We start from the raw sequence: 13,066 nt of genomic DNA, 5'->3' as shown, positions 1-13,066 counted from the left end.
AAGTGCGAGCGGGTCGGGCCGGGGGACGCGGTCGTTCAGGGCGCCGTCGCCATCGCGGTGGTCTCGAAGAAGCCCAGCGTGGTCTCGAGGACGCCGCCGAAGAAGACCCCGAGCACGACGAGCGCCACCGCACACACCACGAGCGTGCCCGTCGCCGCCACCGTGGCGCGGGGGAACGCGGCCGCCCGCACCGGATCGGTCGCCGCCACCTCGTCGGCCGACTGCATCCAGAAGACGTACACGACGCGCAGGTAGTAGTAGGCACTCAGGGCGCTCATGAGCACGCCGATCACCACGAGCCAGGTGAGCCCGGCGTCGACGGCCGGGGCGAACACGAGGTACTTGCCGATGAAGCCCCCGAGCGGCGGAAACCCGATCAGGCTCAGCATGAAGACGCCCATCGTGCTGCCGAGGACGGGGCGGTCATTGGCGATGCCCGCCAGGGAGGACAGCGTCTGTTCGCGCCCCTCCTTGCCGTCCCACTCCAGCATCGACATCACGCCGAAGGCCCCGATGTTCATCACCGCGTAGACCAGCAGGTAGAAGAGGGCGCCGGCGTATCCGGCCGACGTTCCCGCCGAGAGCCCGACGAGCAGGTACCCGGCGTGCGCGATGGACGAGTACGCGAGCAGGCGCTTGACGTTGGTCTGGGCCAGCGCCATCACGTTTCCAATCACCATCGTCAGAACCGCCACCGCGGCCACGGACAGCTGCCACTCCCCGCCCGGCACCGCGTGGACGAGGACCAGGATGAGGGCGGCGAACGCGGCGGCCTTCGTCGCCGTCGACATGTACCCGGTGAGGGGCGTGGGCGCCCCCTGATACACGTCCGGGGTCCACATGTGGAAGGGCGCCGCGCTCACCTTGAAGAAGAAGCCCACCAGGAAGAGCGCGAACCCGCCCCAGAAGAGGAGCCGCGTCGAGAGCGTTCCAAGCTCCGCCGCCGCCATCGCCGGCAGGGCCATCGTCCCCGTGGCGCCGTACATGAGCGCGATGCCGTACAGGAAGAAGCCGGTCGAGAACGCCCCGAGCAGAAAATACTTGAGCGCGCTCTCCACCGCCCCTTCATCCTCCCGGATGAACCCGGTCAGGACGTAGAGGCACACCGACATCGTTTCGAGCCCGAGGAAAATGCTGACCATGTTGTTGGCCGAGCCGAGCATGATCATGCCGACCGTGCAGAACATGATCAGCGCGTACACCTCCCCGTAGTCGTACCGCAGCTGGTTCAGGTAGGGCACCGACAGGAGGATCGTGGCCAGGCCCGTCAGCAGGATGATCAGGTTGATGAACGCCACGAAGCCCCCGGTTCGGAGGGTTTCGAAGAACACCGTGCTTGGAGGGGCCCCGAGATGCGTGATCTCCCAGACCGCAGACACGCCGAGCGCCGCCACGCCGAGCCAGGGAATGGCCGGGTGGTCGTTGCGGAACGCATCGAGGACAATCATCGCAAGCCCGACCCCCCCCACGACCGACATCGAAAAGGCGGCCGGCAGGTCGGTCACGAGCGTCGGGAATGCAGTCGACAAATCCATAACCCAAATCGAATCGTTGGTTACGCAAAAATAGCCCGCCGCCCCCACGCGGCGATCTTTTCGCCCCGCGCCGATGCCGCTCCGTCTACGCGAGCTCCTCGATCTGCGAGGCGAGCTCCACGTCCATCTCCGTCACTTTGCCCCCCGCATCGTGGGTCGTGAGGGCGATGGAGACGGTGTTGTAGACGTTTTCCAGCTCGGGGTGGTGCATCATCTCCTCGGCGTAGAACGAGAGGCGCACGACGAAACTGATGGCCTCCCGAAAGTCGGAGAACTCGTACGTCTTGTGGAGTTTGTCGTCGGCGTGAGACCATCCGTCCAGGTCCGCCAGGGCGTCGTCGATTGCGTCGTCGGAAAGGGGCTCGCGTGAAGGCATATGTTCAGGCTGATGCTCCGAAAGGAAATTAGAAAAGCCGGATTCCAAAATGGGCGCGTCGGGTCGTAAACGGGACGACCGCCGCGACCGGTTCAAGGGGAAATCGACGGGACGTCGATGGACACGTCTTCGGCCTCGGGCGGGGCGGTCGGCACCGGGGTGGGCTCGTCCGCCGTGGCGGCGGCCTCGTTCTCCATCCGCTCCACCGCGGCCCGTTTTTCCTCGACCGTCTCCAGGAGAAATTCGGTGGTCGGGGCCGTCTGTCGCAGGAACGGGCCCGGGTAGAAGCCCAGGACGAACATGAGCACGATGAGCGGCACCATCAGCCCGAACTCGCGGGCGTTCAGGTCCGCCATCTGCGCGTTCGCCGCGTCGGTGAGCTCGCCGAAGAAGGTGCGGTAGACCATGTGGAGCAGGTACATCGCCGCCAGGATGACGCCGGTCGTCGCGAAGGCGATGAGCACCGGACTGTCGATCACGGTGCTTTTGAAGGACCCGAGTAGGATCAGAAACTCGCCCACGAATCCGTTCAGGCCCGGCAGCCCGGCCGAGGCGAGCACGCTAATCACCATGAGGGTGGTGAGCACCGGGACGGACGTCGCCAGCCCCCCGTAGTCGTCCATCAGGCGAGTGTGGCGCCGCTCGTAGAGCATGCCCACCAGCAAGAAGAGGGCCCCGGTCGAGAGGCCGTGGTTGACCATCTGAATCATGGCCCCCTGCATCGCCTCTGTCGTGAAGGCGAACAGCCCGAGCACGACGAACCCGAGGTGGCTGATGGACGAGTACGCCACGAGGCTCTTCGCGTCGTCCTGGACGCGGGCCACCAGCGCGCCGTAGATGATGCCGATGATGGCGATCACCGCGAAGAGGCCGGCGTAGCTCTGCGCCACGTTCGGGAAAAGCGGCAGGCAGAAGCGCAGCAGGCCGTACGTTCCCATCTTTAGCAGCACCCCGGCCAGGATCACCGAGCCCCCTGTGGGGGCCTGCACGTGGGCGTCCGGCAGCCAGGTGTGCAGCGGAAAGAGCGGCACCTTGATCGCGAACGAGAAGGCGAAGACGGCGAAGAGCCAGCCCTGCACCGCCAGCGGAATGTTGTACTCCAGCAGCGTGTACCAGTCGGTCGTAAACACGCCGTTGTTGACAGCGTCCCCCGCCGCGTACCCCAGGTACAGAATGCCGACGAGCATCAGGAGCGACCCCACGAGCGTGTAGATGACGAACTTCACCGCCGCGTAGATGCGCTCCTTCCCGCCCCAGATCCCGATGATGAAGTACATCGGAATGAGGGTGAGCTCAAAGAAAATGTAGAAGAGGAGGAGGTCGAAGCTCGTGAAGACCCCCGTGATGCCCGTCTGCAGCAGGAGGAGCAGCGCGTAGTAGCCCTTGTGCTTCTCGCCGATGTAGGTCCAGGACGAAAGCACGACGATGGGCCCCAGGAGCGTCGTCAGCATCACGAGCAACAGGCTCAGCCCGTCGACGCCCACGAAGTACTTGACGTCATAGCCGTCGGGCAGCCACCCGGCCCATACGTCCGCCAGCTGCGGGCCCAGGGCCGTGCTCACCGATGGATCGTAGCCCACGAAGAGCCCGATCGAGAGCACAAACGTGACGGTCGTGGTCGCCAGGGCCGTCCACCGAATGGCGGAGGCGCGCCGCAGGAAGAGCGTCAGCAACGCGCCGGCGGCCGGCAGGAAGACGACGAGGGATGTGAGGTAGGGAATGTTCATCAATTGTAGCAGTGCCTAATCGGCAAACAAGGAATCACCAGGGATCTCTGCACTCACGTGACGATCGCCACAGTTGGATCGTAAGGCCCGGCCCGAGGCAACCGTTCTACATCACAGTGCCCGCTCAAACCCCATACATCAGCAGCCCGACCAGGAGCGCGGCCCCAAGGGTCAGCGCCAGGGCGTAGTTCTGGACCAGGCCCGTCTGGACCCGGCGCAGCAGGCCACTCGCGTTCTGAGCTGCGCCGGCCACCCCGTTGACGGCCCCGTCCACCACGGTCGTATCGAAGGCCGCGAGGCCCTTGCGGGCAATGCCGTTGATGAGGGAGTCCACGACCACTTCGTCGTAGAATTCGTCCCAGTAGTACTTGTCCGACCAGGTCTGGTAAACGCCCCGAAGCTGCCGTTGGAGAGCGGCGTCGTACTCCAGCCCCTGCGTCCCGTAGACGCGCCAGGCGTAGTAGACCGTGCCAAGGGCGATAACCGAGCTGAGCAGGATGAGCCCCCACTCCAGCGCCAGCGGCACGTGGCCGTGGACCGACGCCTCCGCCACCGGCCCCCCGTACTTCGCGCCGAGGTAGTGGTGGATCCAGTTGAGGTCGCCCCCCTGGATGACCGCGGGCAGCCCAATGAAGCCGCCGACCAGGGAGAGAATGCCGAGCGTCCAGAGCGGCCCCGTCATCGTGGACGGCGACTCGTGGGGGCTCAGTTGATCCGGCAGCGGCCACCGGGGCTCCCCCTCAAAGGTAAGCATGTAAGAGCGCATCATGTAGAACGCCGTGAGCACGGCCGTCACGACCCCGACAATCCACACCGCCATGGCGTAGGTGGACCCGTCGTAGCCGTACTCGAACGCCTTGAACAAGATCTCGTCCTTTGAGAAGAACCCGGCGGTCAGCGGAATTCCCGAGATCGCCAGGGTCGCCAAGAGGTACGTCGTGCGCGTGGCGGGCATGTACTCCCCGACCCCGCCCATCGTGCGCATGTCCTGCGGATCGAAGTCGCTGGTGTCCCGCCCCTGCTCCTCCAGGCCGTGCTCCACCTCTTCCATCCCGTGAATGACGCTGCCGGAGCCGAGGAAGAGGCAGGCCTTGAAGAAGGCGTGGGTGATCACGTGGAAGATCGACACGAAGAACGCCCCCACGCCCGCCGCCATGAACATGTAGCCCAGCTGCGACACCGTGGAGTAGGCCAGGACCCGCTTGATGTCGTCCTGCGCGATGGCGATCGTGGCCGCCATGAGGGCCGTGGCCGCCCCCACGATGGCGATAATCATCATGACGACCGGCGCGCCCAACACCAGCGCCGAGAGGCGAGCCAGGAGGTAGAGCCCGCTCGTCACCATCGTGGCGGCGTGGATGAGGGCGGACACCGGCGTGGGGCCGGCCATCGCGTCTGGCAGCCACACGAAGAGCGGGATCTGCGCGCTCTTGCCGGTCGCTCCCACGAACAGCAGGAAGACGATCCAGTTGAGCGTCGCCTCCGGAAGATTGGGCCCTTCCGTGAGCAGCACGTCAAAGCTCAGCGAGCCGAGCTGCTGAAAGACCAGAAACATGGCCACCAGGAAGGCAAAGTCGCCCACCCGGTTCACGATGAACGCCTTGTTGGCGGCGGCGCTGTTGCTGAGGTCCGTGTACCAGAACCCGATCAGCAGGTACGAGCACAGGCCCACCCCTTCCCACCCCAGAAACAGCACGGGCAGGTTGTTCGCCAGCACGAGGTTGAGCATGGCGAAGATGAAGAGGTTGAGGTAGGCAAAGAACCGCCAGTACCCCGCGTCCCCGTGCATGTACCCGATCGAGTAGAGGTGAATGACGCCCCCCACCCCCGTCACGACCCCCGTCATCAGGAGCGAGAGCTGGTCAATCCGGTAGGCAAACGACAGGTCCAGGTCGCCCGCCGCCATCCAGGTGAAATAGTCCGCCACGATCGGATCGCCGCCGAAGGTGACGAACAGATAGACCGTCAGGACGAACGGAATTGCGACGACCGCCGTGCCCACCGTCCCCACGAGCGTCTCCCGGGTGCGAAGGTGCTTCAGAAAGAGCGGCGCCACGCCATTCAGGACCGCCCCGGCGAGCGGCAGGAGAAGAACGAGACGAAGCAGATCGGCAGAGGTCATCAACGCGACAAGGTCCGATGGTCAAAACGGGCGCAACAAAGACGTGGCGCGGCGACTAGTGCTTGAAGAGGTTGATCTCCGTGATGTCCACCGTCACCTGGCTTCGGAAGATGGCAATCACGATCGCGAGCCCCACGGCGGCCTCGGCGGCCGCCACCGCAATCGAGAAGAAGACGAGCAACTGGCCGCTGGGATCGCCCATCGACTGGCTAAACGTCACCAGCGTGAGGTTGACCGCATTCAGCATCAGCTCGACCGACATCAACACCACAATCGCGTTGCGACGGAAGAGCACCCCGAACGTACCGATGGTGAAGAGCACGGCGCTCAGGGCGAGATACCAGTTGGGAGCAACGTCCATGGTGGAAGAATCAGTGCTGGGTTACGGAATGTCGCGTGCGGATGTCGCGTGCGGCGGTTCATGCGCGGCCGGGCGGAGGTGCCTCCTCCCCTCCCCCGCCTCGAAACGACCGCGGCTACTGAAAGCGGCGCTGGGCAAGCAGGACCGCCCCGACGGTTGCGGCCAGCAACAGAATGCCCGCCACCTGCAGGTGCAGCGCGTAGCGGGTGAACAGGATTTCGCCCAGGCTCGCCGCGCTTCCCGCCTCCGCCGCGGCCTCCGCCCCAATCGGATCGACCCCCAGTTCAAACTGCAGGGCCACCACGTACAACAGCTGGCTCAACAGGACGAGCCCGACCGCAAACCCCCCGATGCTGGCCCACTCGATTTCCTCCAGCTCGGGCAGGGCCGAGAGGTTGAGCAGCATGATCACGAACAGAAAGAGGACCATGATGGCGCCGGCGTAGACGAGAATCTGGATGACGCCGATAAAGGACGCGTTCAGCGTCAGATACAGGCCGGCGATGCAAAACAGGTTGAGCACCAGCCAGAGGGCACTCGACACCGGATTGCGGGCGATGATCATTCCGAGCGCGGCGGCCACCGCGACGGTCGCCAGCAAAAAAAACATGGAGGGTGCGGCCATAAGCCCGAGTGTCCTAGCGGGGAAAATCGTCCTGTGCGAAACGGCCCGGGGTGCGTGTCCGGGCGGAATGGAACGAATCCGTGATTGTCCACCGGGCGCAAAGTAACGCGCCACCGACGTAGGGGCAAGATACGGGGCGGTTAATCATGCATGAATTGAAATCGGGCCCGCCCGACAGCCACGACGGCGCGTGCGGCCCTACGACTGCAGGGATGGCTCCGGAACCCAGGTGGGGTCGGACTCGCCGGGGGCGTGGGTTGGAATTTCGGTGGGGGTGACGTGCAGGGCCCGCCCGAACGCGTCTTCGAAGAGCCCCCCATTCGTTTCGGCCGCCCACACCTCCAGCTGGGGGTCCGCCTTGGTGGCCACCAGCACGTGCAGGGCCGCGTCGGTGAGGGACGTGCGTAGCGCCACCACGTTCTGGAAGTGACTCCGATCCAGGTTCTCCGCGACGCGCAACAGGGCCGCAAGCTGGCGGGCCCGCCGCCGACGCCCCGGCGACAGGCGACCGAAGCGCTCATGCGACGCTTCCGGTACGGCCCCACGATGATACCGCGCCACCAGGGCCATCATCGCCACCTCGTCGGCCCGAAAGCCCTGGAGGTCGGCGTGCTCGATGAGGTACCGGGAGTGTTCGTGGTGTTCGTCGTGCGTCACGAGGTGGCCGATGTCGTGCAGTAGGGCCGCGTACTCCAGAAGCTCCGCGTCGCTCGCCGGCCCATCGTAGAGGGGGCGACAGACGTCGAATAAAAAGGTCGCCGTGGCGGCGACATGCTGGGCGTGCTCCTCTTCCCACTGAAACCGGTAGGCCATCTCGTGCACGCTGCGCCGCCGCGGATCCCGGAACCGGGCCATGCGCTGAAGGCGGTCACTGTTCGCGTTCAGAAAGTGCACCACCATCCCCTCCCGCAGGGCATTCTGCGACACCCCAAAGCGACGCGCCAGGGGCAGGCCCGTACAGACCGTATCGAGGAGCACAGCCCCCGCTCCGATTTGGTCGACCCGTCGCGGCTCAATGGCCGGATGGGCCGTTCGCTCGTCGGCCGTGGCCTGCATGACCCACCGGAGGGCCGACCGCACGTTCTCGATGGGAAACGCCCGCTGAAACGGCGACCGGGCCGGCGTCTCCTCCCTCTCCAGCGTCACGCGCGCCAGGCTTTTCATGGTCCCCGACGCCCCGACGACGCGGGCCACGCCGTGCTTCCGGCAGGCCGCCAGCACCCCCTCGAGCGCGCCCTTGTAGTGGGCCCGCAGCCGTGCTTGCTCGTCCTCCGACATCGGATCCGTCGTCACGAACTGCTCGGTCATGCGGGCGGCCCCGAGCTTCAGGCTCGTGCTGAAGACCGGCGCGTCGTCGACCACGACGATACACTCGACCGACCCGCCGCCGATGTCCATGACCAGCGTGGGGTCAGCAAACTCTTTCGTCCGGCTGACGCCCTGAAAGATGAGGTGGGCTTCCTGTTCTCCACTGATGGGGCGAATGCGAAGCCCCAACTCCTCGTGCGCCCGTTCGATAAAGTCGCCCCCGTTGCTCGCCTCCCGGATCGCGCTCGTGGCGAAGGACAGGTATTCGCGCGTGTCCCACCCGTCGGCCAACAACTTGATGCGGGTGAGGGCCTGCAGGCCGCGCTCCATCGCGTCCTCCGGCAGGCGATTGGCGTCCAGCCCGTGCTCGCCGAGGCGCACCATCTCTTTCAGGCGGTCGACCACCTGATAGCTGCCGTTCGGGTGGACGTCCACGATGATGGCGTGGAAGGAGTTAGTCCCGAGGTCGATCACGCACACCCGGATTGGCGAGGCCACCCCATTGGCCCCGTAGGTGGTCTCCGGAATAAGGGTGCAGGCGGCACGCTCGTGGGGGATAGGCATTGGCAGTTCGGGGTGGTGCGGACTGACGAAGGGAGGGGGCGGCCGCGGCGGGCGCAGCGGGCACGCCCAATATACCAATCCACAGGATGAAAGCAAGAGAGTGGTACCCGCGTGCGTCCTCTCTGGTTCGGGATTTCCCGCTGTCCCCCCTGTGGCCCGTCCCTCGGGGGCAGCTTACGCCGATTGTTGTGGCTGCCCCTGGACCCGCCCCGCGATGGCGTCGGCCAAGTCGGCCGGCGAGGTGCGAGGGGTCCACCGCACCGCCGTTAGCTCGTCCCGGTGCGCGTAGACCCAGTGCGAGAGCAGCCGAATTTCGGTCGCGTCCCGCTTGGAAAACGTCTCGGGCGGATCGGCCTCCACGTCGAAGACCGACCGGCAGCGCTCCAAAAGAGAGTCCCGCTCCTCCGGCGACGGCGGCGCCGCACACGCAATCGATTCCTCGAACCGCCCGAACCGCACCAGCATCACGTCCACGCGGCCCGCCCGGTCGGGGGCCTGGTGGACGAGGGCGGCGTTGTGCTGCCGCACCGGCGCCGCCGCCACGCGCTGCTTTTCCAGAATGCGCTCCAGTTGCTCCAGCGTGTCCCGCAGCTCGGCGGCCTTCTCGAAATTGAGGTTATCGGAGGCCCGTTGCATGCGGTCCCGCATCGTGCCGAGCACGCTCTGGTCCTGTCCGGTGAGGAAGGCCCGCACGCGCTCCACGACCGTGGCGTACGCCTCCGCGTCCTTCGTCTCGCACGGCACGGTACACCGGTCCATGTCGGCGTAGAGGCACCGCTGGCCCAGGTGCAGGCGCTCATCGTCGCACTCGCGGAGCTGAAAGAACCGGCCGACCACGTCCACCACCATCTCCGCCTGCTCGGTGTTGCGCACCGGGCCGTAGTACTCGGCCCCGTCCGCCTCCAGCCGACGGGTCCACGACACCGTCGGGTACTCGTGGGCCGTGTCCAGCCGGATGAAGGGCCGGTTGTAGTAGCGGCGCTGCGCCCGGTTGTACCGGGGCTTCTCCGCCTTGATGCGCCGCGACTCCAGAAGGATGGCCTCCAGCTCAGTCGCGGTCGTCGTCCAGTCCACCGACCGCACCTTCTGGAGCATCTTCCGCTTGCGGGCGCCGCTCGACTCGACCGCCGTGAAGTGGCTGCGGAGGCGGTCGGGCAGGCGCTTGGCCTTGCCGATGTACAGGGGGGTGCCCGAACGGTTCTTCATCACGTAGACCCCCGGCTCGTCCGGCACGTCCGGCAGGACCTCGTCCCGGATGGACTCGATGTGCCCCGGCACCTCCCGCACCGTCTGGTAGCTCTGGTGCTGAAAGCGCAGCAGGGCCTCGACGGTCTCGACCTCGTGCTCGAAGGCCAGCTGGCTGACGAACCGGCGCAGCACCACGCTCGTCGCCTCCGCGTCCCCGAGCGCCCGGTGTCGTCCCTCCACGTCGATGTCGTAGAACTGCGCGAGCCGACTGAGGCCCTTCGAGTCGAGCCCCGGCAGCAGCCGCCGTGCCAACCGGACCGTGCAGAGCGTCTCGTTGGGAAGCGTCTCGTCTCCCATCCGTTGCAACTCAGCGTCCAGGAAGGACCCGTCGAACGACACGTTGTGCGCCACGAGAATGCCATCCCCCAGGAAGGCGCGGTAGTCCGGCAGGACCTCGTCGGCCGGCGGCGCCTCGAAGACCATGCCCGTCGTGATCCCGGTCATCTTGGTGATGCGCCCCGGGACGGACTGCTGGGGATTGACGAGCTGCTGGAAGCGGTCGACCACCGACCCGTCCCGTACCTTCACCGCCCCGATCTCCATGATCCGATCGTCGTCCGGCGTGGTGCCGGTTGTCTCCAGGTCGGTCACCACGAACGTTGCGTCGGCAATGTCCATGCTATTGGGGACGCTTCGGCGTCAGGTGTTCGTGCTTGGCCTCAAGACGGGAACGAGGCGGTAGGCCGTACTCAAAATCGTACAGCGCTGCCTCCCAGGATCCATATTGCGGATTGGGGAGGACGATCCAGCGGGTGCCCCAATATTTTCGGAAAGACCGGGCCTTCACACGGCGGGCCGACACGCTCGTGTCCGCCGCCGCCACAAAGTCCCCAAAGTTATCGCCCACGAGCAGAAGAATGCGGTATCGTTCGGCGACCCACCGGCGGCGGGCTGCCTTCGGGGTCCAGCCCTCCCGTTCGCCCTGGGTGAGCACGGCGTCCGGGGCGTCGTCCACCGGGAAGCCGAGATTTCGCAGGTTGGTGCGGGTGGCCGCCTCCAAAGACGCGTCTCGGTTGGTCAGGTAAATCACCTGCACGCCCTGGGCCGTGGCCGCCTGCGTGAAGGCGCGGGCCCCCGGCACCGGGGCGGCCTGCTCCTCCCGAACCCAGTTTGCCCAGCTCTCCGCGCTGTACGCGGCGTCGTCACGAACGAGGCGGGCCTGGTAGGGGCTGTTGTCGAGCACCGTCTCGTCGACGTCGAGGACCACAGCGGGGGGCTTGTCACTGTACGTGTCGCTTCCCCGGTTTGCCTGCTCGAGTGAGGCGGTCCACAGGCTGTCGGCCAGCGCGCGCCGCATCATGATCTCCGCCATCCGGTACGCCTGTCGGGTCGTTCCCTCGTACTCGACCGCAGTCTGGGTCCAGAGCGTGCTGTTCAGGAGCGGGTTGCGGAGGGTCGCCGTCCGGGCGAGGCGGTCGGCCCGCGCCTCCAGCGAATCGATACGGGCCCGGAGTGCAGACGGGTCCTCGGTGGGGGAGCCGGACCGAAGGGTCTGACAACCGGTCAGGGCGAGCACGAATGCGAACGCAAACCACGCGGCGCGTCGAGACACGGGGCGACAGAATCAATTCCGAAGGCGGTGCGGCGATTTTGCCGTGCGCATCGAAAAAATAGCCATGCACAACATATCTGGAGTCTCCCTCAGGGGCAACCCCGCCCCGACTTCTTCCGGTGAGATTACACCATGGAGGCGCAGAGCCGCCCGCCAAAGGAACGATATGGCCGTTAGGAGGTGCACAATGTCGCGAGGTTCTCCCTGATCTTCCCGACGCCTTCTATGCCTGACCCCGACGACTTTCTGCAGTTTAGCAAAAGCATGACGTCGCTGCCCAGTAGCATTTTTCAGGGCGGCCTCGGCGACCAGCCGCAATCCGGGCTCGTCCCCAAGGTCGTGGAGCAGACCACTCGCGGTGAGCGGGCCTACGACATCTTCAGCCGCCTACTGAAGGAGCGGATCGTGTTCATTGGCACGCCGATCAACGATCAGATTGCCAATCTCACGGTGGCCCAGCTCCTCTACCTGGAGAGCGAAGGGTCCAGTCAGCCGATCAACATTTACATCAACTCCCCGGGCGGTGTCATCTACAGCGGCCTGGGCGTGTACGACACCATGCAGTACGTGGAGGCGCCCATCTCCACGACGTGCGTCGGCCTGGCCGCGTCGATGGGCTCGGTGCTGCTTGCCGGCGGCGAAGACGGCCAGCGGGCCTGCCTCCCCAACTCCCGTGTGATGATGCACCAGCCGATGGGCGGAACCGAAGGACAGGCCTCCGACATCGAGATTCAGGCCAAGGAGATGGCCTGGCTCAAGAAGCGCCTGTACCAGATCCTTTCCTTCCACACCGGCAAGGACATCGACCAGATTGAGGAGGACGCGGATCGGAACCACTGGTTGAGCGCCGAGGAGGCGCAGGAATACGGGCTCGTCGACCAGGTCATGAACGAGGGCAACCTCGACGCCCTCAAGTCCATCCACGCCAACGGCGAGGCCAGCGACGCCGACTCCGACGAAGAGTAGCCGCCCTTCCGTCTTCGGATTCAGTGCCCATCTCCGGTCGCCCCCGGGGATGGGCTTTTCGTTTGGCCTTCCGGGGGACCCTGCCCACGCCCCGTCATGGCTTTTCGGTCTCCGTAAAGACCGATACGTTTTCGTCGTTGATGTACCGCTGGTTGGCCTCCAAGAAGTCCATTTGGGAGCCTCGTCGCGACCGTGTGGCGGAGTAAATCGCCCCCCCGAACGCCCCGGCTGCCAGTCCCGCGCTGTAGGCGGTCGTCCAGAGCCCCCAGAGGTACTGCATGAGATACGCGCCCAGGCCGCCCATCAGGAGGCCCAGGGCGGTGTACTTCAGTACAGGAATGAGACTTGTCAGCGCGTCTCGTCGCCACAAGTGCCAGGCCCGGGGCGCACGCTGCCCCAAACACCGGAAGGCCTCCCGTCCCGTGACGAGCCAGGCAAGCATGCCAACGCCACTGCCGATGGCAAAGACGCCGGCGGCCTCGGCGTTATTCAGCACCACAGTCCGGTCGAGGGGCAGCCAGTCCAATATCCCGATGAGGACGATCGCCACCTCGCTGTTCGAGGCACCGAGCCACAGCGTGAGGGCGAGGGCCGCGGCTCCCCCCATCACTCCGTATGCGATCCGAGTGCCGTATTTCATTCCGGGGACTGAGCGGCAGTGTTAGAAGTCGGTGTCCTGGGC

General features: G+C 65.8%; 11 protein-coding genes. 1 reads left to right on the top strand and 10 read right to left on the bottom strand.

Annotated features, from left to right (window positions below; translation table 11 throughout):
- Positions 1–35: 35 nt before the first annotated feature.
- From SRU_RS07660 to SRU_RS07620, 9 genes are all read right to left on the bottom strand, one after another.
- On the bottom strand, positions 36–1,535 hold the full coding sequence (locus tag SRU_RS07660; protein WP_011404198.1) for an NADH-quinone oxidoreductase subunit N: 1,500 nt from the start codon (positions 1,533–1,535) through the stop codon (positions 36–38).
- Between the two features lie 85 nt (positions 1,536–1,620).
- Positions 1,621–1,911 (bottom strand): 4a-hydroxytetrahydrobiopterin dehydratase, encoded by a 291-nt coding sequence (locus tag SRU_RS07655; protein WP_013061940.1) that lies wholly within the window; start codon positions 1,909–1,911, stop codon positions 1,621–1,623.
- A gap of 92 nt (positions 1,912–2,003) precedes the next feature.
- Positions 2,004–3,638 (bottom strand): complex I subunit 4 family protein, encoded by a 1,635-nt coding sequence (locus SRU_RS07650; protein ID WP_164923574.1) that lies wholly within the window; start codon positions 3,636–3,638, stop codon positions 2,004–2,006.
- Positions 3,639–3,762: 124 nt separating this feature from the next.
- Positions 3,763–5,760, bottom strand: coding sequence for an NADH-quinone oxidoreductase subunit L (nuoL, locus tag SRU_RS07645; protein WP_011404195.1), 1,998 nt, complete (start codon positions 5,758–5,760; stop codon positions 3,763–3,765).
- Positions 5,761–5,815: 55 nt separating this feature from the next.
- Positions 5,816–6,121 (bottom strand): NADH-quinone oxidoreductase subunit NuoK, encoded by a 306-nt coding sequence (nuoK, locus tag SRU_RS07640; protein ID WP_011404194.1) that lies wholly within the window; start codon positions 6,119–6,121, stop codon positions 5,816–5,818.
- 115 nt (positions 6,122–6,236) lie between these two features.
- Complete coding sequence (locus SRU_RS07635; RefSeq protein ID WP_013061937.1) at positions 6,237–6,746, bottom strand: NADH-quinone oxidoreductase subunit J; 510 nt, start codon at positions 6,744–6,746, stop codon at positions 6,237–6,239.
- Positions 6,747–6,944: 198 nt separating this feature from the next.
- Positions 6,945–8,618: a Ppx/GppA phosphatase family protein gene (locus SRU_RS07630; RefSeq protein WP_164923573.1), complete on the bottom strand. Its 1,674-nt coding sequence runs from the start codon at positions 8,616–8,618 to the stop codon at positions 6,945–6,947.
- 174 nt (positions 8,619–8,792) lie between these two features.
- The gene (locus SRU_RS07625) at positions 8,793–10,484 is read right to left on the bottom strand and encodes a DEDD exonuclease domain-containing protein (RefSeq protein WP_011404191.1); all 1,692 of its coding nucleotides are present in this window, start codon (positions 10,482–10,484) and stop codon (positions 8,793–8,795) included.
- Position 10,485: 1 nt separating this feature from the next.
- Entirely contained in the window at positions 10,486–11,418 is a 933-nt protein-coding gene (locus SRU_RS07620) for a 5'-nucleotidase, lipoprotein e(P4) family (RefSeq protein WP_011404190.1), read from the bottom strand.
- 225 nt (positions 11,419–11,643) lie between these two features.
- On the opposite strand from SRU_RS07620, the gene SRU_RS07615 reads away from it, so the two are divergent.
- Positions 11,644–12,384 carry an ATP-dependent Clp protease proteolytic subunit gene (locus SRU_RS07615; protein WP_011404189.1) on the top strand — a complete coding sequence of 247 codons (741 nt, stop codon included), beginning with the start codon at positions 11,644–11,646 and terminating at the stop codon, positions 12,382–12,384.
- Positions 12,385–12,478: 94 nt separating this feature from the next.
- On the opposite strand, the gene SRU_RS07610 is transcribed toward SRU_RS07615, so the two are convergent.
- Positions 12,479–13,024: a hypothetical protein gene (locus tag SRU_RS07610; protein ID WP_011404188.1), complete on the bottom strand. Its 546-nt coding sequence runs from the start codon at positions 13,022–13,024 to the stop codon at positions 12,479–12,481.
- Positions 13,025–13,066 lie beyond the last annotated feature (42 nt).

It is taken from the genome of Salinibacter ruber DSM 13855 (genome assembly GCF_000013045.1).
Taxonomy (GTDB): Bacteria; Bacteroidota; Rhodothermia; order Rhodothermales; family Salinibacteraceae; genus Salinibacter; species Salinibacter ruber.
This window is presented reverse-complemented; position numbering and strand designations above follow the sequence as displayed.

Bases quoted from the DNA above. Each gene is read 5' to 3' on its own strand.
- SRU_RS07660 (WP_011404198.1), bottom strand. From the start codon at position 1,535: ATGGATTTGTCGACTGCATTCCCGACGCTCGTGACCGACCTGCCGGCC.
- SRU_RS07655 (WP_013061940.1), bottom strand. From the start codon at position 1,911: ATGCCTTCACGCGAGCCCCTTTCCGACGACGCAATCGACGACGCCCTG.
- SRU_RS07650 (WP_164923574.1), bottom strand. From the start codon at position 3,638: ATGAACATTCCCTACCTCACATCCCTCGTCGTCTTCCTGCCGGCCGCC.
- nuoL (WP_011404195.1), bottom strand. From the start codon at position 5,760: ATGACCTCTGCCGATCTGCTTCGTCTCGTTCTTCTCCTGCCGCTCGCC.
- nuoK (WP_011404194.1), bottom strand. From the start codon at position 6,121: ATGGACGTTGCTCCCAACTGGTATCTCGCCCTGAGCGCCGTGCTCTTC.
- SRU_RS07635 (WP_013061937.1), bottom strand. From the start codon at position 6,746: ATGGCCGCACCCTCCATGTTTTTTTTGCTGGCGACCGTCGCGGTGGCC.
- SRU_RS07630 (WP_164923573.1), bottom strand. From the start codon at position 8,618: ATGCCTATCCCCCACGAGCGTGCCGCCTGCACCCTTATTCCGGAGACC.
- SRU_RS07625 (WP_011404191.1), bottom strand. From the start codon at position 10,484: ATGGACATTGCCGACGCAACGTTCGTGGTGACCGACCTGGAGACAACC.
- SRU_RS07615 (WP_011404189.1), top strand. From the start codon at position 11,644: ATGCCTGACCCCGACGACTTTCTGCAGTTTAGCAAAAGCATGACGTCG.
- SRU_RS07610 (WP_011404188.1), bottom strand. From the start codon at position 13,024: ATGAAATACGGCACTCGGATCGCATACGGAGTGATGGGGGGAGCCGCG.